Source organism: Aquabacterium sp. NJ1 (genome assembly GCF_000768065.1).
GTDB lineage: Bacteria > Pseudomonadota > Gammaproteobacteria > Burkholderiales > Burkholderiaceae_C > Aquabacterium.
The window spans coordinates 560428-582196 of sequence record NZ_JRKM01000001.1 but is presented as its reverse complement, the minus strand read 5'-3'; the positions used below and the strand labels follow the sequence as shown (position 1 = coordinate 582196).

Sequence of the window (21769 nt, the reverse complement as noted above, 5' to 3'; positions counted from 1 at the left end):
CTGCCATCATCGCGCAATCTTTGTGCCAAACCAGTCTACTCGCATGAACGTGTCGTCCAGCAGCATGACCGTCCCCGCCTGGCGTTGGGCCCTGCTTCAAACCCGGCGCGACCTGCGCGCCAGCAGCATGCGCTTTTTGCTGCTCGCGGTGGTGCTGGCCGTCGCCGCCCTGACCGCGGTTGGTTTTTTTGCCGATCGCATCGAACGCGGCCTGACCCGTGATGCCGCCCAACTGCTGGCGGGGGACGCCGTCGTGGTGGCCGATCAGCCCATCCCGGCGTCGCTGAAAGCAGACGCCGCGGCCAAAGGCCTGCGTGTGGCTGAAACCGCGGTGTTTGCCAGCATGGCCCGCGCACCCGATGAACTGGGCGGGGAGGCTCGCCTGGTGGCCTTGAAGGCCGTCTCACCCAACTACCCCCTGCGTGGCCAGATGACGCTGGGCAGCATGGGCGCCGATGGCATCGTTCACCCGGGAGACAAAGCGCCCGCAGGTGGCCCGCCGACTGGGCAAGCCTGGGTCGAGCCAGGTTTGTTGCTGGCCCTCAACCTCAAAGTGGGCGACGAGCTCTGGCTGGGGGAGGCCCGGTTTCGCATCGGCGCCGTGATCGTCAGCGAGCCGGAACGGGGCGGCGGCTTTGTGGCCTTCTCGCCGCGGGTCATGATCCGCGAGGCCGATCTGCCCCGCACGCAACTGGTCCAGCCCGCCAGCCGCATCACCTACCGCCTGCAGGTCGCGGGCCCGTCACGCAAGGGTGATGCCGACACCACCCGCTTGGCGCGCCAGCCTGGGGATGGCAGCCAGCAGGTGCAGCAATTCGTCGAAGCCGCCCGCAAGGTGTCACAAACCCAGCGGGGCCTGAAGGTGGAGACACTGGACAACGGACGCCCCGAGATGCGCGCCACGCTGGACCGCGCCGGCCTCTTCCTGCGCCTGGTGGCCTTGCTCGCGGCCTTGCTGTCTGCCGTGGCGGTCGCCATGGTGTCGCGCGACTTCGCCCAGCGCCGCCTGGACGATTGCGCCTTGTTGCGCGTGCTGGGCGTGCCTCAACACGTGATGGCCTGGTCTTACGGCTTCCAGTTTGCCCTGGTGGGCCTGCTGGCCAGCGCGCTGGGCTTGCTGCTGGGCTGGTTGTTCCACCTGGTGTTCGTGGCCCTTTTGTCCGACCTGGTTGGCGTATCCCTGCCGGCAGCGGGCTGGCAGCCCATCGCGCTGGGCTTGTCTGTCGGCGTGTTGCTGACGCTGGGGTTTGGCCTGCCGCCGGTGCTGCAACTGGCACAGGTGCCGCCATTGCGCGTGTTGCGCCGCGAGCTGGGCCAGCTGCGGCCGATGTCGAGCGCCGTGGGGGCCCTGGGCGGCGGCGCCATGCTGGCCTTGCTGATGCTGGTGGCGCGGGACGCCAAGATGGGCGGCATCGCCTTGGGCGGCTTTGTCGGGGCCGTCCTGGTTTTTGCCTTGCTGGGCATGGTCGCCGTGGCTGCGTTGCGCGTGCTGGCAGACCGCCTGGTCGGCCGGATGCCCACCTGGTGGACCCTGGGCACCCGCCAGCTCACGGCCCAGCCTGTCCAGACGGTGGTGCAGGTCTGCGCCCTGAGCGTGGGCTTGCTGGCCCTGATGCTGCTGATCCTGATCCGCACGGACCTGGTGGCCAGCTGGCGCAACGCCACGCCGCCTGATGCACCGGACCGTTTCGTGATCAACATCCAGCCTGACCAGGTCGAGGCCTTTCAGGCGGATCTGCGGCAAGCCGGCGTGAAGCAGTTTGACTGGTACCCCATGGTGCGAGGCCGCCTGGTGGCCATCAACGGCAAGCCCGTGCGCATGCAGGACTACGCAGAAGAGCGCGCGCAACGCCTGGTGGACCGCGAGTTCAACCTGAGCTTCGCGGCGCAGTCGCCCGCGTACAACCCGGTGGTGTCCGGGCGCTACGTGAAGGATGAAGCCGATGCCTTCAGCGTGGAAGAGGGGTTGGCCAAGACCCTGGGCCTCAAGCTGGGTGACCGCTTGCGTTTCGACATGGCCGGCGTGATGCAGGAGGGCCGCATCACCAGCCTGCGCAAGGTGGACTGGTCATCCATGCGTGTCAACTTCTTCGTGATGGCGCCCAAGGCGGACATGCCCCAGTGGCCGGTCACCTACATCACCGCCTTCAAGATGCCGCCTCAAGCCAGGCTGGACCGCACCCTGGTGCAGCGTTATCCCAATGTCACGGTCATTGATGTATCGGCCACGCTGGCCCAGATCCAGAGCGTGCTGGGCCAGGTGATCACGGCGGTGGAGTTCCTGTTCGTGTTCACCCTGGCCACCGGCCTGATCGTGCTCATGGCGGGCTTGATGACCTCGCGTGAGCGGCGGGCCCGCGAGTGGGCCGTGCTGCGGTCCATGGGGGCCACGCAGCGCTTGCTGGGCACCGTGCAGAACGTGGAGTTGCTGAGCCTGGGGGCGCTGGCTGGCGCCATGTCGGCGGCCGCTGCGCTGGCCATAGGCTGGGGCCTGGCCACCAAGGTGTTCGAGTTCCAATGGCAAGCGCCCCTGTGGTGGCCCTTGTTCGGGGCCCTCATCGGGGCGCTGCTGGCCTGGTCGGCCGGGTGGTGGAGCCTGCGCGGTGTGGTCAACAGGCCGGTGGCCCTGACCTTGCGGCAGGCTGAATGAGTTTGTTTACGACGACAGGCTGTTGATCAGCCCCATCTCGGCACTGCCCATCAGGGATTCGATGTCCATCAGGATCAGCAGGCGGTCGCTCACGTTGGCGATGCCGGTGATGTAGGTCGTGTCCACCACCGAGTTGCTCATTTCCGGCGCGGGCTGGATGGCCTGCTCCGACAGCTGCATCACGTCGCTCACCGAGTCCACCACGGCACCGACCACGCGGCCCTTGACGTTGAGCACGATCACCACGGTGAAACTGTTGATCTCAGTCTGACCGTCTTCGTTGTAGCAGTTGAACTTCACGCGCAGGTCGACGATGGGCACGATCACGCCGCGCAGGTTCACCACGCCCTTGAGGTAGGCGGGGGCGTTGGCAATCTTGGTGGGCGGCTCGTACGAGCGGATTTCCTGCACCTTCAGGATGTCGATGCCGTATTCCTCGGTACCCAGGCGGAACGTGAGGTATTCACGGCCGGCGGGCACGTGGCGCACCTGGCGGTTGACGCTGTTGCGCATGCCAAAACCCGAGGGGGCGGCATCACCGCGGGCGGCAGGCTGGGTCTGGGGGGCGGCTTGCAGGGTTTCCATGCTCGTCCTTCGGGATCGTGGTCGTGCGCCAAGCGGGGCGTACACCGTGGAGACTGGTCTTGCGTGAATATCGGTCAGTTCGCGCAGAACTGAAGCCCGAAATGGGGGCGCAGCCTGGTCGCCTCAGAACTTGATGCCGTACCAGCCCAGACCCACGCCCCAGGCGCGGCCGTTGGGGGTGGCATTGGCGCGGCTGGCTGTGGCGTCCAGTCCCAGTTGCTCGGGCAGCAGCCACCAGCGCAGGCCCACAGCCTGGGTGGCCGGCGTGTTGCCGTGGCCCACGACCTCCGCGAACACCAGCCAGCGTTCGTGCGGCGCCCAGGCCAGGGCCGCCCCATAGTTGTTGGTGCCGACCTGGTCCAGCTTGTTGCGCTCGCGCCCAAGGTTCAGGTGCAAGGTCCATTGGGCGTCCAGCGGCACGCTGGCGAGGGTGCTGAACCCGACGATGGACTGGTGCCATTGGAGGCCATCGGCCGCCTTCTCGCTGCTGGTGCCCGCTTTCAGCCCGAAGCGCCAACCCTGCCACGTCGCCCAGTCAGGCGCCCATTTCACGCCGAATGCCCTGGTCTGGGCATGTTCTTCGCTGGGGGCCACCCTGATCAGCTCGAATCCCAACTCCAGGCCATCGATCAGGCCACAGGCCGGTGCGAAGTGATGGCTGCGCGCATCAGGCGTACTGTCCACCCAGGTCTCGATCTGGCATTGGCCCTGGTCGTTGACGCTGGCGTCATCCGTGAGCAGGGGGCGCCCAGCCTGGGCATCCCAGGCGGTCAGGGTTGCCAGGCAACTCAGCAGGGGCGGCAGATGGCGCCCGAGGCGCGGCAGCAAGGGCATGTCGATGTGGGTGATGAGGCGGCTTGGCTGCGGCTCGAATCAGCTCAGACCTTGAAGACGGCCATCGATTGTGTCAGCTTCATCGCCTGGTCCTTCAGGCTCGCGGCAGCCGCAGCCGATTGCTCGACCAGTGCGGCATTTTGCTGGGTCATCTGGTCCAGATCCGACACGGACTGGTTGACCTGGGCGATGCCTGTGCTCTGTTCGGTGGCGGCGGACGTGATCTCGCCAATGATGTCCGACACGCGCTGCACGCTGGAGATGATCTCCTCCATGGCCGCGCCGGCATCGTGGACGAGGCGGGTGCCGGATTCGACCTTGGCGCCCGAGGCCAGGATCAACTGCTTGATCTCCTTGGCCGCCGTGGCGCTGCGCTGGGCCAGGCTGCGCACCTCGCCCGCCACCACGGCAAAGCCACGGCCTTGCTCGCCTGCGCGGGCCGCTTCCACCGCGGCATTGAGCGCCAGGATGTTGGTCTGGAATGCAATGCCGTCGATCACGCTGATGATGTCGTTGATGCGCTTGCTGGTGCTGTCGATCTCGTCCATGTTGGAGACGACCTCTGTCACGATGCTGTTGCCGCGGTGGGCGGCGCTCGCAGCCGACTGCGCCAGCTCATTGGCCTGCAGCGCCGAGTCCGCGCTGTGACGCACCGTACCGGTGAGGTGTTCCATCGAGTTGGCGGTCTGCTGCAGGTTGGATGCCGTGTTTTCCGTCCGGGACGACAGGTCCATGTTGCCGCTGGCGATCTCGCTGGAGGCCACCGAGATCGAGTCCGCCGAGATGCGCACGTCCGACACGATGGCGCGCAGCGATTCCTGCATGCGCAGCAAGGCCGAAAGCAACTGGGCCGGTTCATCGGCGCCACCGGTGTCGGCGTGGTTGCTCAACTGGCCGGCCGCGATGGCGTCCGCGATGCGCTGAGCCTCTTCCAGCGGGCGGCAGATGCAGATCTGGTTGAGGATGGTCAGGGGGCCGACGATCAGGATGGACAGCAGCACGGCACCGGCAAAGAACACCACCGTTCTGGTGACGGTCTGGCGCTGTTCTTCGTCGGCGATCGCCGACTCTTTTGTCATGATCTTGTCAATGCTGTCGAGGTGAGCGTCAAACTGGTCCGCCAGGGCCATGGCCGAGCCCAGTTTGCCCAGGCCATCATGGCCGCTGAGGCTGCCTGAGGCCAGGTTGCCGGCCTCGGCTTCCAAGGCCTTCTGATAGTCATCCAGTTGCGCCAGCATCTTGCGCACGACCACATTGTCGTCGTCCTCTTCCCCCTCCAGCATCTCGGCGGAGAGGTCGCGCAGGCGCTTGATGTTGTCATGCCAGGCCTGGGTGGCCTTGTTCACGGCCGAGGCATCGCCCGCCATCAGCAGCATGTCTTTTTCAGCGGTGCGGATGTGCCCCAGGGCTTCCCTCATGTCCGACAACTCGCCCACTTCCGAGAAGGAGGCCTTGCGGTATTCCTCGCCTGCCGCCTGGTTGTGGATCAGGCCATAGAGGCCAATGCCGCCAACCAGCAGCATGAGGAAGAGCACCACAGCGATGGCGCTGTACATGCGGAATCGAATGGTGAAACCGCGCATCAGGGAAAACATGTTCATGGCCTGGATCCAAGTCCAATACTGGGAAATGGTGGCGCCATGAAGCGGGGCAGTCGCCCGGTCCCAAGTCGCCTTGCTCCCGGGGGTTTCGGCGACTTTTGGCACGTCTTGAGCGATTTGTCTTTCTTCTGGCAAAAAAAGCGTGTTTGACGCCTGAATAAAAAAACCCCGCCTGGGCGGGGTTTTGCAGTGAGGCAAGTCAGGTCAGACGTTGAACAGGAAGTTCAGCACGTCGCCATCCTTGACCACGTATTCCTTGCCTTCCGCACGCATCTTGCCGGCGTCCTTGGCGCCAGCTTCACCCTTGTACTGGATGAAGTCGTCAAAAGCGATGGTCTGGGCGCGGATGAAGCCCTTCTCGAAGTCGGTGTGGATCACGCCGGCGGCCTGCGGGGCCGTGTCGCCCACGTGGATGGTCCAGGCACGCACTTCCTTCACGCCAGCGGTGAAGTAGGTCTGCAGGCCCAGCAGCTTGAAGGCGGCGCGGATCAGGCGGTTCAGTCCGGGTTCGTCCTGGCCCATTTCGGCCAGGAACATGGCGCGGTCTTCGTCGTCCATTTCAGCCAGTTCGGCTTCGGTCTTGGCGCAGATGGCCACAACCTCACCCTTTTGCGCGGCGGCGTATTCACGCAGGCGATCCAGGAAGGGGTTGTTCTCGAAACCGTCTTCCGAGACGTTGCCCACGAACATCGCGGGCTTGGCCGTGATCAGGCACAGCGGCTTGAGGATGGCCAACTCTTCCTTGCTGAAATCGATCGAGCGCACAGGCTTGGCCTGGTCCAGCGCAGCCTGGCACTTCTCCAGCACCTTGACCAGGGCCGCCGCTTCCTTGTCGTTACCCGAGCGGGCGGCCTTGGTGTAGCGGTGCAGGCTCTTTTCCACGGTGCCCAGGTCGGCCAGGCACAACTCGGTCTGGATGACCTCGATGTCGGCGATCGGGTCCACCTTGCCGGCCACGTGGATCACGTTGTCGTCCTGGAAACAACGCACCACGTTCACGATGGCGTCGGTTTCGCGGATGTGAGAGAGGAACTGGTTGCCCAGGCCTTCGCCCTTGGATGCGCCTGCCACCAGGCCGGCGATGTCCACGAACTCGACGATGGCCGGCAGGATGCGCTCGGGCTGGACGATTTCGGCCAGCTTGTCCAGGCGGGGGTCAGGCACTTCCACCACGCCCACATTGGGTTCGATGGTGCAGAAAGGATAGTTTTCAGCCGCGATGCCGGCCTTGGTCAAAGCGTTGAAAAGGGTGGACTTGCCGACGTTGGGCAGACCCACGATGCCGCACTTGAGGCTCATGGATGTTCCTGGTTGGATACAAAAGGGGATGCGCTGCTGCCAGCCCGCGGGCCGACAGCATGCGCCAAACCGCGCATTTTACGCGGCAGACGAGGTCTTGGCGGCGCGCCCGGACCAGGCAGGGGCCTGTTGCATCCAGCGGGTCAGCTCGTCGAGCAGTTGCTGTCGGTCTACCGGCTTGGTGAGCACGTTGTTCATGCCTGCGCTCAGGCAGCTGTGTCGGTCTTCGTCAAACGCATTGGCCGTCAGCCCGATGACGGCGACGTCCCGGCTGAGTTCTCCTGCTTCACCCTGGCGCAATCGACGGGTTGTTTCCAGCCCGTCCATGCCAGGCATGCGCCAGTCCATCAGCACGGCAGCCGGCCTGTGGCTGCGCAGGTAGACCAGGGCGTCCGGGCCGTTGTCGATTTCCTTGACGCGTGCACCTGCGCCCAGCAGCATTTCGGTGGCCAGCATGCGGCTCACGTCGTCATCGTCGACGATCAGCACCAACTGGCCCTGGAGGTCGTGTGTGACACCCTGCGGGCGGAGTGGGGGCACCTTGGTGTCCTGAAGGATGGGCAAGGGCAGGTCCACGTCCATGCGCGTGCCGTGGCCGGGCTGGCTTTTCAGGCTGAGCTTGCCCTTCATCAGGTTGACCAGCTCCTGGGTGATCGTCAGTCCCAGGCCGGCGCCACCGTGCTGGCGATCGCTGCTGCTATCGGCTTGGTAGAAGGCCTCGAACACCCTGCTCTGGTCGGCCTCGCTCATGCCCTGGCCGGTGTCGATCACGCTCATGCGCAGCCAGTCTTCGCCGGCATCGGCCTGGGGCAGGCGCCGCAGGGTCAGGCTCACATGGCCGTGTGTGGTGAACTTGATGGCGTTGGCCAGCAGGTTGATCAGCACCTGCGTCAGGCGCAATTCGTCGCCCATGCGGGTCGCGGGCAGGTCGTCTGGCACGCCCACCAGCAGCTTGATGCCCTTGAGCTCGGCCATCGGCTTGACGGCGTTGCAGGCCTTCTGGACGATGGCGTGCAGGTCCATGGGCTGCTCCACCGCCTCCACCTTGCCCGCTTCAATGCGCGACAGCTCCAGCACCTGGTCGATCAAGGTCAGCAGGTGCTGGCCACTGGTCTGGATCGTGTGCAGCAGTCGGGCATCGCGCTGGGCGTCGGCCGGCAAGTGTCCCTTGTCGGCCAGCAGGTCTGCCGACACCAGCATGGCGTGCAGCGGCGTGCGCAATTCATGGCTCATGACGGCCAGAAAGCGGCTTTTGGCGCGTGATGCCGATTCGGCTGCGTCGCGTGCCCGGGCCAGCTCATCGGTGCGGTCCTTGACCCACATCTCCAGCGCCTGGCGGGCGTCGCTGGGGCCATCCTTGTGGCCGGACACGATCAGGCCGATGCCATGCTTGAGCCGGTCCACGCTGATGAGGCTGACCAGGAAGGTGATCTGCATCAGCACACCGTTGATCACCAGTGACTGCATCACGCCTGACCACGCGCGATCGGTCGTGGCCAGCTCCAGCCAGATGGCGGGCAGGGCCACCATCGCGAGCATGCCCAGGGAGAGGCGCACGGCCCAGCGCCAGGGAAAGGTCAGGTGCAACAGCAGGGACACCACCGGCATCCACTGGAAGTTGTTGGCCACCCAGTACGGCGACACCGTCTGCCTGTTGAAAAACAGGGCCGACAAGGTGCTGACCATGAAATACATGCCCAGGCCGCCCGCGGCGATGCGCTGCGTGGCCACCAGGGTGTCAGGGTTGCGCTCCAGCGTGCGGTACAGCCACAGCATCAGCAAGGCCAGGGCGGGCTGGGCCCAACGGTCATGGGGGGCGATCAACTGTGTGTACAGCTCGCAACCCCACAGGACGAGCGCCGCCACGGCCGCGATCAGGTAGATGCGCAACGCCGTCTTGCGCTCGATCAGCGACAAATAGCGGGTGTGGCCGGCCTCATTGGGCGAGGCCGAAGTGGCAAGGGATTGACCCAAAGCAGCCCTCCACAGACGGTTTACTGCCATTTACGCCCTGCTTTCAAATTGATTTAAGAATTCCACGTTAGATTACTGGAAACGCGACCTGTTTTCGTATGGGGCGCACAGGTTTGACGTTCGATTTGGTTTCAAGGTTATGGCTGGTTTTGATGTGTGCGTCAGTGGCTCCGGGGCAGTGGCCATGAGCCTGGCTCTGGCCTTGTCGGCCGATGGCTGGAAGGTGGCTTGGGCGCGGTCGCCCGAATCGACCAAGCCGCCTGCGACGCCGGATGTGCGCACCTATGCCCTCAATGCCCGGGCCATCCAGTTGCTGGAGCGCCTGCGCGTGTGGCCAGCCCTGAAGGCCCATTCGGCGCCGGTCATGGAAATGGACGTGCGTGGCGACGAGGGGGGCACCTTGTCGTTTTCCGCCTGGCAGCAATGTGTGCGCGAGCTGGCCTGGATCGTGGATGCGGCCGAACTGGAGCGCCTGCTTGGCGAGGCCCTGCGGTTTGCGCCTCGCGTCGAGGTGGTGCCCCCGGTGGGCGAGCACGGTGCACCTGTAGAGGCGGCCTTGCTGGCCATCTGTGAAGGCAAGCATTCCAGCACCCGTTCGGCGCTGGGTGTCAGCTTTGCAAGGCAGGAGTATGGCCACTGGGGCGTGGCTGCGCGCCTGAAGGCGACGCAGGCCCACCACGGCGTGGCCCGCCAGTGGTTCCGCTCGCCGGACATCCTGGCCTTGTTGCCTTTCAATCAGCCTGACCCGCTGGCCTCTTATGGGCTGGTCTGGTCCGTGCCTCAGGCGCGTGCAGAACATCTGCTGGCCTTGAGCCCCGCCGAGTTCGAGCGCGAATTGCAGGATGCCATCCTGCAGTCCGACCCCACAGCCCCAGCCAAGGTCGGCGAGTTGAGCCTGACGTCCCCGGTGGCAGCATGGCCTCTGGCTTTGGCGCAAGCTAGCCGCTGGACAGGGCCGGGCTGGGTCCTGCTGGGCGATGCGGCGCACCAGGTGCACCCATTGGCCGGTCAGGGGCTCAACCTGGGGCTGGCGGATGTCGACACGCTGGTGGCGGTGCTCAAGCAGGCACGCGCAGACGAACCTTGGCGCGCGCCAGGTGACGAGCGCACCTTGCGCCGTTACGCTCGCCAGCGCGAGTGGCCGACCAAGGCCATGGCGGGCCTCACGGATGGCCTGCTGTACCTGTTTGCCGATCAGCGCGTGCCCATGAAGGATTTGCGCAATGCCGGCATGTCATTGGTTCAACGCCTGGGGCCCGTCAAGAGCTGGTTGATCGGCAAGGCCCTGGATGCCTGAGCAGCTTGAATCTGCCGGGTCGGTTTTCACTTCAAAGGACTGAGGATGTTTTCCAAGTTTCGTCATCTGGCGCTGGCTTGCCTGGTGCTCACGCTGGGCCCCGTGGCTCAGGCGCAATCCGGTGAGTTGTCTGCGGGCCAGTTGGCTGCACTCAAGCTCAAGCTGTCGCGCCTGGCTGATCTGCCACAGATCGAGTCTGCGCGCACCACGCCCATTCCCGGGTTGATCGAGCTCAAGGTGGGCAACCAGGTGGTCTACACCGACGCCAATGGGGATTACCTCATCGAGGGGCAGATGCTGGAGGTCAAGTCCCAGCGCAACCTGACGGAAGAGCGCCTGGACGAGATCAACAAGGTGGATTTCGCCAGCCTGCCTTTCAAAGACGCCATCGTCTGGAAGAACGGCTCGGGCAAGCGCCGCCTGGTGGTGTTTGCCGACCCGAACTGTGGTTACTGCAAGCACCTGGAAAAGGAGCTCCAGCAGATCAAGGACGTGACGGTCTACACCTTCATGATCCCCATCCTGGGCGAAGACTCCAAGGTCAAGCTGGACAACATCTGGTGCGTCAAGGATCGCACGCAAGCCTGGCGCGACTGGATGCTCAATGGCACAGCACCTGCCAAGGCCTTTGGCATGTGCGCGTCACCAGGGCAGCGCAATGCGGCCTTGTCGCAGAAGCTGCGTGTGCAGGGCACGCCGGCCATGTTCTTTGAGGACGGCTCTCGCCTGGCCTCGGCTGCATCGGCCGCGGTCATCGAGCAGCGCCTGAACCGCGCTACGGCCAAGACCGGCGGCTGATCGGCTTGTTCGCCTGGATGCCCGAGGCTCGCGAGGGCCTCAGGGCTTGCCGGGCTCGTCGCCTGGCGTTTGCTGTGGCGAGCCTTCCATCTTCATGTCCAGCGTGACCTCGCCCGCCTTGGTGAGGATCCGGATCGGCAGGTACTGCAGCGTGGGCGCAAACCAGGTCTCGCCGACCAGGTCACCCTTTTCCTGATTCGTGCGCCTGGGCTTGACGCGCAGTGCGGGGATGTCACCGATATCGGTGTGCTGCACGTCTTCTTCCATCACATCAAAGGCCAGCGTTTCGGCCTTTTTGCCGTACGCCAGCGGTAGCTCGATGGTGTTGCCGGGTTTGAGCAACTGCGGCCTGGTGATGAACTGGTAGGCCAGGTGAATGAGCAGGCTGACCGGGTCTTGCATGTTCGGCGCACGCGGCACGCGCTCGCCCGTGCCCAGGACTACTTCGCTGTCTTCAAAGCTGACAACGTTGACCTTCGGGGCGCGCAAGGCGACCTTGTTGACGCTCTCGTAGCGTTCCGGTGCAAGACCTTCGCGACTGATCAGGCCCTCGCTGATCATGCTCATGCTGCCCAGCAGCGGTACGTTCGCGTCCAACCGAACTTGATAGCGGTTGTCCTGCCGAACCCATTCGACAGATGCAGTGCCATAAAAGGGGCCACGAAAGTAGCCTTCCAGTTTGTAGCTGACCTTGGTTGCCTTGGGCCAGACAAAGGTGGGCCCGGCGGGTGTGCTCGGCAACTCTTGGGCATAGGCTGGTGGTTGTGCGGTGTCTTCGGGAGAAGCTTCCTCTTGGTCCGGTTGCTTGGCGGGCTCAGAGGCCGCGGGCGCTTGGGCCAACGCACCAGTGCCCTCTTTCTCGGTCACGGAGTCGGGCTCCTCAGGGGCCGATGCCGCCTTGACCGGTTTGGGCTTGCGCTTCTTGATTGGCACGGGGGCTGCGGGGGCCGTCTGGGCGGGCGGGGGCAGGGCGGCAGCGGCCACCGGGGGGGCACTCAGGCTGACCTGGGTGACATAGGTGGCCTCCATGCGCTTGATCTTCAGCTCGGGTGGCGCGAGTTCCTGCATGCGGGAGGAAACCTCGTGGGTCACCCACAGGTGGGCCACCACCACGCCCACCGTCAGCGCGGCCAGTGCGAGACGGTGTTGCGGAGCCCGCCAGCCAGTGCGCTTGCTCGTCACGCCTGCAGCCATGCCTGTCGCCTGACCATTTTGTCGGGTGCCGAGCTCACGTCAGACAAGGCCAGGGTCACGATGTCGGTGGCCGCCTGTGTCGAGGCCGGTACACGTGGCGGTTTGCCTGCTTTGCCTGCGGCGGCGTTCAAGGCTGGCACGGTCAGGGTCAGGATGCGTTGGTCGCGATTGACCAGCAAGGCTTGTGCACGTTGGGCGTCATGCCACGCGGCCAGATCATCGGTCTTCTTGACGCGCCAGCCGTCCAGGGCCAGCAATTCATCCCCGGCACTCAGGCCAATCTGCTCGGCCAGGCCACCGCGCATGACGGCCTGAACCTTGGCGGCGCCGCTGTTGTCCTGGATGCGTACGCCCCATTGCTGCGGCAGCGGCGCCGCCTTGGCGCTCCAGGCCACGCCCAGGCGGTCCAGCAGGTGTTGCAACGGCAACTCGTCGCAACCTTCCGTCCATTTGTCCAGCAGCGTCTGCCAGGCTTCGACCACCGGTGTGCCCGCCTTGACGGGCAGCATCTGCGGGTAGCGGCCGGCTTCATCGGCCAGTGCCTGGGCCACATCAGCCTGCGTGATGGGCCGGGCCAGTTGCCACAGCCTTTGCATGACGCCGTCCAGCGAGGGGTGAGCTTTGCCGGATGCCGGCAATTCCCGCAGTGCCAGGTCCAGCGCCAGTGCCACCAGCGAACCCTTGGTGTAGTAACTCACCGTGGCGTTGGCGGTGTTTTCGTCGGGGCGGTAATAGCGCGTCCACGCGTCAAAGCTGGCCTGGCCCACGCTGTAGCTCAGGCGGCCAGGGGTGGCCAGCACCTGGTTGACCGTCTTGCCCAACAGCTTGAGGTAGGTGGCCGCGTCGATCAGGCCCGTGCGCAGCAGGAACTGGTCGTCGTAATACGAGGTGAAGCCCTCGAAGAACCACAGCATGCGGGTGTGGTTCTCCTGGGTGTAGTCATAGGGCGCGAACTCGATGGGCTTGAGCCGCTTCACGTTCCAGGTGTGGAAGTATTCGTGGCTGATCAGGCCCAGCAGCGTGGTGTAGGCATCCTTGTTGACCGTTCGGCCGACGCGGGGCACGTCCTTGCGGCCGCAGATGAGCGCGGTGCTCTGCCGGTGTTCCAGCCCGCCGTAGCCGTCTTCCACCACGTTGAGCATGAAGACGTAATGGTCAAAAGGCGCTTTGCGGCGGCCATGCCAGAACCCGATCTGGGCCTCGCAGATGCGTCGCGTGTCGTCCAGCAGGCGTTGCCCATCCAGATCGGCCGTGGCGCCTGACACCACGAATTCATGGCGAACGCCGCGCGCGGTGAATTCGCCGCGCCAGAAGTGGCCCATCTCAACGGGGTGGTCGACCAGGGCGTCGTAATCGGGGGCGAGGTAGTCGCCGCCGCCCTTGGCATCGACCTTGACGGCCGGCAGCGCCGTGGCCACCTGCCAGCCCTTGGGCAAGCCTGTGATCTTGACGGCCTGGGGCAGGTCTTCGAAACCGTGTGCTTTCAGGAAGACGCTGGTGCCATTGAAGAAGCCGCGCTGCGCGTTCAGGAAGGCGGCTCGCACCGAGGTGTCGAAAGCGTAGACCTCGTACTGCACGGTCAGCGCGGCGCTGCCCTGGGTGTCCAGCTCCCAGGTGGCCTTGTCCAGCGGCGTGACCCGGACGTCTCTCGTGCCTTGCCGGGCTTTCAGGGGGGACAGGTGGCGAGCGAACTCACGCACCAGGTAGCTGCCCGGGATCCACACCGGCAAGCTCAGTTGCTGACGGGGCTGGGGCTTGTCCACGCGCAGGGTGACCAGGAAGCGGTGAGCGTGGACATCGGCCACTTCAATGCGGTATTGGATCATCGTGTGTGCAAAAGCGGGGAGGACTGTTTGGCGTTCAGCGTTCAGATCTGGGCAGCCGCCAGGAAGCAACTCAGGCTGGCCACGCAGGTGAGGCGAAAGCGCATCGTCAGCCAGCCGGCCACACCCAGCTCCGGGTAGCGTTTGCGGTCAGACAAATAGCAGGCCACCAGCAGTACGCCCATGATGACCAGCCCGGCATGCGGCGGCATCAGCAAGGCCATCCAGGCGGCCAGCGTGTAGATGACACCCGTCCACAGCGCGCGCTTGTGGTGATCGGGCATGGGCATGCTGGAGGCCGAGCGCCACATGATCAGCCCCCAGGGGATGCCACCGAGGAAGGACACGACCAGGGCGGCATAGCTTGTCAGGGCGCGCACCACGAACATGAAAGGTTCTTCGTCGATGCGCCCGACCAGCAGCCAGACAAACAACGCGCCGGCGACAAAGGGCGCCAGGCCGGCATAACCGAGCTTGCGCGCGAGCTCGTCAGGCTCGGCATGGTGGTGTTCGGGCAGGGTATGGGTGGCGGGCAGGGCGTTCATAGGGGACTTCTGGGCAATGTCGCCATTGTGGCAAGAAGCGCGTGCTCGTGAGGGCTCATCAGGCGGCCAACCAGCTGAAAACAGCGGGAATGTCGTCAGGCAGAGTCAATGCCTGCTTGCGCCAGCGCTCCACCGTGTCGGTTCGGCTCCAGCCCTGGGCCAGGGTCAGGCCGCAACTCACGCTCAGCAGGGTGTTGGCCTGGAGGTGCTGCAGCAGAGCCTGCCACAGGGCCGTGTTGCGGTAAGGTGTCTCGATCACCAGTTGCGTCTGGTGGGCCTTGCGCGAGGTCTGTTCCAGATCCTTGATGCGCTGAGCCCGTTCTTGTGCCTCCACCGGCAGGTAGCCCACGAAGGCGAAGCTCTGGCCATGCAGGCCACTGGCTGCCAGGGCCAGCACCAGCGAACTGGGCCCCGACAAGGGCAGCACGGCGATGCCTGCCTTGTGCGCAGCCAGCACCACGGCGGCGCCCGGGTCGGCCACCCCGGGCAGGCCTGCTTCCGAAATCAAGCCGACGTCGTGGCCCGCCAGGGCCGGGGCCAGCAAGTCGGTGATCTGGCGATCTTCTTGCGGGTCGGGGCGTTTGGCGCCACCTTTGTGCCCCCCCTTGTTGGGTCGCGGCAAGACCTGGATGTCCTGTTCTTGCAGAGGCGCGCGCAAAGGGGTGATCTCACCCACGCGTTTGAGAAAGGCGCGTGTCGTTTTGGCGTTTTCGGCGATCCAGTGGGTGAGGCCCGCTGCGGCCGTGATGGCGCCCATGGGCAGCACCTCGCGCAGGTCTGGCGGCGTCTCGCCGGTGCCCCCGTCCAGGCAGCCGAAATCCAGCGTATTGGGGATCAGCAGCAATCGGCCTGTTCGTTGCCCTGTTGACTGGCCTGCAGGCTGGCCGGATGTGTTTGGTTGTGTGGATGACATGGCAGTGTGATGTGGGGTGTCGACGCCGGGGCGTTGCCGATTCAACGCAAGGCCGTGCGCCAGCCCAAGGGGTCGGCACCCGCTTCGCGCAGCAGCTGGCTGGTGGCAATCAGCGGCAGACCGATCAGGGCCGTGGGGTCGTCGGACTCAATGGCGTCCAGCAGCACGATGCCCAGGCTTTCCGCCTTGGCGCTGCCAGCGCAATCGTAGGGTTGTTCGGCTTGCAGATAGGTCTCGATGTCCTCGTCGCTCAAGTGGCGGAAAGTGACGGTGACCGTGTTGAGCCGGGTGCCGACATAGCCTGTCTGGGGGCGCACCACGCAGACGGCGGTGTGAAACAGCACGCGCTGGCCGCGCATGGCCTGCAATTGGGTTTTGGCGCGTTCGTGTGTGCCGGGTTTGCCCAATGCCTGCCCGTTCAATTCGGCCACCTGGTCCGAGCCGATGACCAGCATGTCGCCGCTGCCTTGTCTGGCCACGTCTTGCGCCTTGGCCTGAGCCAGGCGCCAGGCCAGGTCTCGCGGCAACTCGCCGGCCAGCGCCGTCTCCTCGACGCGGGGCGCGCAGGTGTCGAAAGGCAGGCCGATGCGCGACAGCAGCTCCTTGCGATAAGGTGAGGTCGAGCCCAGCACCAGGCGGGGCCAGTTGGCGTCGGGTTGAACGGTTTGCGGTCTGTTGGTCGTGGCGGGAAGAGGCATGGGCAATGGCTGGGTGCGACTTGCGCAGGTGGGTACGCAGGAGGCTATTGTCCCCGGGTTGGCGACCTTGCCCTAAACTGGCGGGAATGAAAGCACGTACCTTTGCGCCCCGTAAGCTCGACATCGAGGCATTTATCGAATCAGGTGACACGCTGGAAGGGGCTTTGCCCGTGACGGATCTGTCGCGCCTGGCTGAAGAATTGGCCAAAGACGCCAATGTGGACGCCTTGTTGCCCGTCAACTGGTCTGCCACCGGGCGGCAGGTGCCGCAACGCGTGGGCGGCCCCCAGCTCTGGCTGGATCTGAAGGCAGAAGGGCAGATGGCCATGGAGTGCCAGCGCTGCCTGCATGCCGTGGTCCTGCCGATGATGGTCGATCACAGCATCCGCTTTGTGAAAGACGAAGCGGCGGCGGCGGAGCTGGATGCCGACAGCGAGGACGATGTGCTGGCGCTGTCGCGGCAGTTCGATCTGATGGGCCTCATCGAGGACGAGTTGATCATGGCCTTGCCCATCGTGCCGCGCCACGAGCAGTGCCCCACGGACGTGGTGTCGCTGATGACGGCCGAGTCCGAGGCCTTGCCACCGGGCGCCTCGCCAGAGCCGGCCGGGGAAGGTCAGGCCACGACCGCCTCCGGGCGCCCGAACCCCTTTGCGGTGCTGGCTTCCCTGAAAAAGGATCGTTCCTGATTTGATATCAGTGCGCGACTCGTGCTAGAATCGCGAGTTTTCCGGGTTACCCTTTCGGTAGCTGCGGGTCAATCAAGCTTGATCACAAGCAATTTTCATTAACACTTGCGGACTGCAAGGCGGCCGGCCCCAGCCAAATTGGGGTAGGCATCGGTGCGGTCTGACAACCCGCGAGCTGCAAACAAGTTCGCACTTCCGGAGTCCATCATGGCCGTTCAGCAAAACAAAAAGTCGCCCTCCAAGCGCGGTATGCACCGTTCGCACAATGCCCTGGTCACGCCAGGCACGGCTGTGGAACCCACCACTGGCGAAACCCATCTGCGTCACCACATCAGCCCCACCGGTTTCTACCGTGGTCGCAAGGTCCTCAAGACCAAGGCTGACGCCTGATCTTTCAGGTTTCGCCCGGTCAATGGCCGGGTGAAGAGACACGCCAAGAGGGCTGGGTCAACCGAGCAAATCGGTTCGCGCCAGCCCTTGTTCTTTTGTGCGCGCTGCTTGTGCTTTGCTGTACAGCGAGCCGCATGCCATTCGAATCTGCCCATGACTGTTTCCACGCCTAACTCGTCCGGCCCGGCTGCGGGAGTCCGATCGTCCGAAGGGGTGCTGTCCCCTGTACGCATCGTGGTGGACTGCATGGGTGGCGACCATGGCCCGACGGTGACCTTGCCCGCCGCCAAATCCTTCCTGGACAAGCACCCGGAGGCCGAGTTGGTGCTGGTGGGTCTGGCAGAGGCCATCGAGCCCGCGCGCAACTGGCCGCGCACCACGCTGGTCGCCTGTACCGAGGTGGTCACCATGGATGACGCCGTGGAAGTGGCACTGCGCCGCAAGAAGGACTCGTCCATGCGCGTGGCCATCAGCCAGCTCAAGGCCACGGCAGACAAGCCAGCGTTGGGTCACGCCTGCGTATCGGCTGGCAATACCGGCGCCCTGATGGGGCTGGCGCGCTACCTGCTCAAGACGGTCGAGGGCATCGACCGCCCGGCGCTGGCCACGGTCATGCCCAACCAGAAGGACGGCTTCACCACCGTGCTCGACCTGGGCGCCAATGTGGATTGCACGGCCGAGCACCTGCTGCAATTCGCCGTCATGGGCAGCGCCCTGGTGTCGGCGGTGGACGGCAAGGACAGCCCCAGTGTGGGCCTGCTCAACATCGGCGAAGAGATGATCAAGGGCAGCGAGGTCATCAAGCAGGCCGGTGACCTGCTGCGTACGGCCAATGAGCGGGGCCTGCTCAACTTCTACGGCAACGTGGAAGGTAATGATATTTTCAAGGGAACTTCGGACATCGTCGTGTGCGATGGCTTCGTTGGCAACGTCGCCCTGAAGACGGCCGAGGGGCTGGCCGGCATGTTCTCGGCTTTCATCAAGCAAGAGTTCACGCGCAATATCTTCACCAAAATGGCGGCTTTGGTCGCCATGCCGGTGCTAAATCACTTCAAAATGCGCGTTGACCACCGCCGTTACAGCGGTGCGGCGCTGCTGGGTTTGCGTGGCCTTGTGTTTAAAAGCCATGGCTCATCCGACAAGCTGGCGTTTGAAGTGGCCTTGAATCGGGCTTATGATGCCGCCCGTCACAAGCTCTTGGACCGGGTTCACGACCAGATCGCTGCCACGCTTGTCAGTCTGCCGACTTCGGCTGACTCGAGCGGTTCGGCGGATGTGGGGCAGGCGGCCTGATCCTCCCTTCAATGTCCACAAGACATACAGACGACCGTTCTCGTTCACCCCAACAGACTTTGCCGGGCGCCACCCATGCCCGCATTGCCGGAACAGGAAGCTACCTTCCTCCGCGCCGCGTCACCAACCAGGATCTGGTTGACCAGCTGGCAGCCGAAGGCATCCAGTCATCCGACGCCTGGATCGTCGAACGCACGGGCATCCAGTCGCGGCATTTTGCCGAGCCGGATGTCACATCCAGCATGCTGGGCGTTCAGGCCGCGCGCCGCGCCATCGAGGCCGCCGGCGTCCAGCCAGCCGACATCGATCTCATCATCTGTGCCACCTCCACGCCGGACATGGTCTTTCCGTCGGTGGCCTGCCTGATCCAGCGCGAACTCGGCATCCATGGTTGCCCTGCGTTTGATGTGCAGGCGGTGTGCTCGGGCTTCATCTACGCGCTCACCGTGGCGGATTCGATGATCCGTTCGGGCGCAGCACGCCGGGCGCTGGTCATCGGCGCCGAGGTGTTTTCCCGCCTGCTGGACTTCAAGGACCGCACCACCTGCGTGCTCTTTGGTGATGGCGCGGGTGCCGTGGTGCTGGAAGCTTCCGACAAGCCTGGCATCGTCAGCTCCTGCCTGCATGCCGACGGGCGCCATGCCAATCTGCTCAACGTACCCGGTAATGTCTCGGGTGGGCAGATTCTGGGCGACGCCACCCTGAAGATGGACGGGCAGGCGGTGTTCAAGCTGGCCGTGACCGTGCTGGACAAGGCTGCGCACGAGGTGCTGCATGCCGCCGGGCGTGATGAGCATTGCATCGACTGGCTCATTCCGCACCAGGCCAATCTGCGCATCATGCAGGGCACTGCCAAAAAACTGAAACTCCCGTATGACAAGATCGTGGTGACCGTGGATCAGCACGGCAACACCTCGGCGGCCTCCATTCCGCTGGCGCTGGACCACGCTGTGCGCAGCGGGCAGGTCCAGCGTGGGCAGACCCTCATGCTCGAAGGGGTCGGCGGGGGCTTCACCTGGGGTGCGGTGCTGGTCGACTATTGAAGTCGCCCCAATCTCGCCCCGATTGCTTCAGCTTTTTTCTACATACAGAACAACCACGAGAGACAAGGACCAAGGACTTCGTCATGACTGCATTTGCTTTTGTGTTTCCCGGCCAGGGCTCCCAGGCTGTCGGCATGCTCAACGCCTGGGAAGGCCACGCGGCCGTTCGCGACACCCTGGCTGAAGCCTCTGACGCCCTGGGTGAGGACATCGCCCGCCTGATCGCCGAAGGCCCCAAGGAGTTGCTGGACCTGACCACCAACACTCAGCCCGTGATGCTGACGGCGGGCATCGCCTGCTGGCGCGCCTGGCAGGCAGAAACCGGCCTGAGCCCGGTGGCCCTGGCTGGTCACTCCCTGGGTGAGTACTCGGCCCTGGTGGCCGCGGGCGCCCTGACCTTGAAGGATGCCTTGCCCCTGGTGCGTTTTCGCGCCCAGGCCATGCAGGAAGCCGTACCAGTCGGTACGGGCGGCATGGCCGCCATCCTGGGCATGGATGCCGAAGGCGTGAAAGCCGGTTGCGCCGAAGCGGCCGCCGCCTGTGGCGAAGCTGTCGAAGCGGTGAACTTCAACGACCCCAAGCAAACCGTGATCGCTGGCACCAAGGCTGCCGTGGAAAAGGCCTGCGAGGTCTTGAAGGCCGCTGGCGCCAAGCGCGCGTTGCCGCTGCCGGTGTCGGCCCCGTTCCACTCCAGCCTGATGAAGCCGGCTGCCGAGCGCCTGAAGGAAAAGCTGGCCGCCACGGCTTTTGCCGCGCCGCTGATCCCCGTCATCAACAACATCGACGTGTCCGTGGCGGCTGACGCCGACGCCATCCGCGATGCGCTGTATCGCCAGGCTTTTGGCCCCGTGCGTTGGGTGGAAACCATTGCCGCCCTCAAGGCAAGGGGTGTGACACACGTGATCGAGTGCGGGCCGGGTAAAGTGCTGGCCGGCATGGTCAAGCGCATCGACGCCGACCTGATTGCAACCACCGTTTTTGATCCGGCTTCGCTTGCTGAAGCCAAGGGGCTGCTGGCATGAGCACGGAATTCAAGGGACAAATCGCGCTGGTCACCGGCGCCAGCCGCGGTATCGGCCGCGCGATCGCCATGGGCCTGGCCCAGCGTGGCCTGAAGGTCATTGGCACTGCCACGACCGAATCCGGCGCGCAAGGCATCAGCGAGGCCCTGGCCGGCTTTGAAGGCGGCAAAGGCATCGTGCTGAACGTGACCGATGCCACCGCCGTGGACGCCGCACTGGATGCCATCCTCAAAGAGCACGGCGCCCTGCATGTGCTGGTCAACAACGCCGGCATCACCCGCGATACCCTGGCCATGCGCATGAAGGACGACGACTGGGATGCGGTGATCGACACCAACCTCAAGGCCGTTTTCCGCCTGAGCCGAGCCGTCATGCGCCCCATGATGAAGCAGCGCCATGGCCGCATCATCAACATCACCTCGGTCGTGGGCGCCAGCGGCAACCCCGGTCAGGCCAATTACGCCGCAGCCAAGGCTGGCGTGGCAGGCATGACCCGTGCGTTGGCCCGCGAGCTGGGTAGCCGTAACATCACCGTCAACTGCGTGGCGCCGGGTTTCATCGACACCGACATGACCCGCGCCCTGACAGAAGAGCAGCACACCGCCTTGAAGGCGCAAATCCCGCTGGGCCGCCTGGGTCAGCCCGAAGACATCGCCGATGCGGTGGCCTTTCTGGCTTCCCCGCAAGCGGCCTACATCACGGGTGTGGAATTGCACGTCAACGGCGGCATGTACATGAATTGATCTTGAGATAGTTCAGGGAATCTCAATTTCCTTTTTTGGACCGGTCAGGCGTATTGACACGCCGTACCGGTAAAATCCCTGGTTTGTTTGCACCACCTCCTGGAGGAGTCATGAGCGATATCGAAGCACGCGTCAAGAAGATCATTGCAGAGCAACTTGGTGTTGCCGAGTCTGAAGTCAGCCCTGAGAAGGCATTCGTGGCCGACCTGGGCGCCGATTCTCTGGACACCGTTGAACTGGTGATGGCCCTCGAAGACGAGTTCGGCATCGAGATCCCCGACGAAGAGGCTGAAAAGATCACGACAGTGCAACTGGCGATCGATTACGCCAAGTCGCACGTCAAGGCCTGAGCCGATTGAGTCAGACCAAGGCCTCTGC

Annotated in this window: 20 protein-coding genes; 10 read left to right on the top strand and 10 right to left on the bottom strand. The window is 64.6% G+C overall.

The annotated features are described in order from the left end of the window. Positions 1-43 precede the first annotated feature (43 nt). Entirely contained in the window at positions 44-2650 is a 2607-nt protein-coding gene (locus JY96_RS02580) for an ABC transporter permease (protein ID WP_035034695.1), read from the top strand. 6 nt (positions 2651-2656) lie between these two features. Here the strand turns inward: JY96_RS02580 and JY96_RS02575 are convergent, their stop codons facing one another. The 5 genes from JY96_RS02575 to JY96_RS21880 all read right to left on the bottom strand — a co-directional run bounded on the left by JY96_RS02575 (position 2657) and on the right by JY96_RS21880 (position 8943). Then, positions 2657-3163 carry a chemotaxis protein CheW gene (locus JY96_RS02575; RefSeq protein WP_052162874.1) on the bottom strand — a complete coding sequence of 169 codons (507 nt, stop codon included), beginning with the start codon at positions 3161-3163 and terminating at the stop codon, positions 2657-2659. A 195-nt stretch (positions 3164-3358) separates the two neighbouring features. Beyond that, positions 3359-4069: a hypothetical protein gene (locus tag JY96_RS02570; RefSeq protein WP_035034693.1), complete on the bottom strand. Its 711-nt coding sequence runs from the start codon at positions 4067-4069 to the stop codon at positions 3359-3361. 44 nt (positions 4070-4113) lie between these two features. Next, positions 4114-5670, bottom strand: coding sequence for a methyl-accepting chemotaxis protein (locus JY96_RS02565; RefSeq protein WP_052162058.1), 1557 nt, complete (start codon positions 5668-5670; stop codon positions 4114-4116). A gap of 204 nt (positions 5671-5874) precedes the next feature. Next, complete coding sequence (gene ychF / locus JY96_RS02560) at positions 5875-6969, bottom strand: redox-regulated ATPase YchF (RefSeq protein ID WP_035034691.1); 1095 nt, start codon at positions 6967-6969, stop codon at positions 5875-5877. Positions 6970-7047: 78 nt separating this feature from the next. Next, positions 7048-8943, bottom strand: coding sequence for an ATP-binding protein (locus JY96_RS21880; protein WP_052162057.1), 1896 nt, complete (start codon positions 8941-8943; stop codon positions 7048-7050). 139 nt (positions 8944-9082) lie between these two features. On the opposite strand from JY96_RS21880, the gene JY96_RS02550 reads away from it, so the two are divergent. After that, the gene (locus JY96_RS02550) at positions 9083-10240 is read left to right on the top strand and encodes an FAD-dependent monooxygenase (RefSeq protein WP_035034689.1); all 1158 of its coding nucleotides are present in this window, start codon (positions 9083-9085) and stop codon (positions 10238-10240) included. 45 nt (positions 10241-10285) lie between these two features. Beyond that, a complete protein-coding gene (locus JY96_RS02545; RefSeq protein WP_035034686.1) occupies positions 10286-11038 on the top strand; it encodes a DsbC family protein in 753 nt (250 codons plus the stop codon). A gap of 39 nt (positions 11039-11077) precedes the next feature. Here the strand turns inward: JY96_RS02545 and JY96_RS02540 are convergent, their stop codons facing one another. Genes JY96_RS02540 through JY96_RS02520 form a run of 5 tightly spaced genes read right to left on the bottom strand, consistent with a single transcriptional unit; the run spans position 11078 to position 16217 of the window. After that, positions 11078-12232 carry a DUF3108 domain-containing protein gene (locus tag JY96_RS02540; RefSeq protein ID WP_035034683.1) on the bottom strand — a complete coding sequence of 385 codons (1155 nt, stop codon included), beginning with the start codon at positions 12230-12232 and terminating at the stop codon, positions 11078-11080. Further along, positions 12217-14058, bottom strand: a complete 1842-nt coding sequence (locus tag JY96_RS02535; protein WP_035034680.1) for a M61 family metallopeptidase — start codon at positions 14056-14058, stop codon at positions 12217-12219. The genes JY96_RS02540 and JY96_RS02535 overlap by 16 nt, the downstream gene beginning before the upstream one ends. A gap of 41 nt (positions 14059-14099) precedes the next feature. Continuing rightward, entirely contained in the window at positions 14100-14600 is a 501-nt protein-coding gene (locus tag JY96_RS02530) for a DUF3429 domain-containing protein (RefSeq protein WP_052162056.1), read from the bottom strand. A 58-nt stretch (positions 14601-14658) separates the two neighbouring features. Continuing rightward, on the bottom strand, positions 14659-15513 hold the full coding sequence (locus tag JY96_RS02525) for an SAM-dependent methyltransferase (RefSeq protein ID WP_081960977.1): 855 nt from the start codon (positions 15511-15513) through the stop codon (positions 14659-14661). 41 nt (positions 15514-15554) lie between these two features. Next, the gene (locus tag JY96_RS02520; protein ID WP_369796114.1) at positions 15555-16217 is read right to left on the bottom strand and encodes a nucleoside triphosphate pyrophosphatase; all 663 of its coding nucleotides are present in this window, start codon (positions 16215-16217) and stop codon (positions 15555-15557) included. A gap of 80 nt (positions 16218-16297) precedes the next feature. Between JY96_RS02520 and JY96_RS02515 the strand changes: the two genes are divergently transcribed. The 7 genes from JY96_RS02515 (at position 16298) to acpP (ending at position 21741) form a co-directional block, all read left to right on the top strand. Continuing rightward, complete coding sequence (locus JY96_RS02515) at positions 16298-16900, top strand: DUF177 domain-containing protein (protein WP_035034676.1); 603 nt, start codon at positions 16298-16300, stop codon at positions 16898-16900. Between the two features lie 207 nt (positions 16901-17107). After that, positions 17108-17290: a 50S ribosomal protein L32 gene (gene rpmF / locus JY96_RS02510; protein ID WP_035034674.1), complete on the top strand. Its 183-nt coding sequence runs from the start codon at positions 17108-17110 to the stop codon at positions 17288-17290. 153 nt (positions 17291-17443) lie between these two features. After that, positions 17444-18583, top strand: coding sequence for a phosphate acyltransferase PlsX (gene plsX, locus JY96_RS02505; RefSeq protein WP_081960975.1), 1140 nt, complete (start codon positions 17444-17446; stop codon positions 18581-18583). An 11-nt stretch (positions 18584-18594) separates the two neighbouring features. Then, positions 18595-19626, top strand: coding sequence for a beta-ketoacyl-ACP synthase III (locus JY96_RS02500; protein ID WP_081960974.1), 1032 nt, complete (start codon positions 18595-18597; stop codon positions 19624-19626). 83 nt (positions 19627-19709) lie between these two features. Further along, positions 19710-20648 (top strand): ACP S-malonyltransferase, encoded by a 939-nt coding sequence (gene fabD, locus JY96_RS02495; protein WP_035034666.1) that lies wholly within the window; start codon positions 19710-19712, stop codon positions 20646-20648. Next, positions 20645-21391: a 3-oxoacyl-ACP reductase FabG gene (gene fabG, locus JY96_RS02490; RefSeq protein WP_035034664.1), complete on the top strand. Its 747-nt coding sequence runs from the start codon at positions 20645-20647 to the stop codon at positions 21389-21391. The genes fabD and fabG overlap by 4 nt, the downstream gene beginning before the upstream one ends. A gap of 110 nt (positions 21392-21501) precedes the next feature. After that, positions 21502-21741 (top strand): acyl carrier protein, encoded by a 240-nt coding sequence (gene acpP / locus JY96_RS02485; RefSeq protein ID WP_035034663.1) that lies wholly within the window; start codon positions 21502-21504, stop codon positions 21739-21741. Positions 21742-21769: the final 28 nt, after the last annotated feature.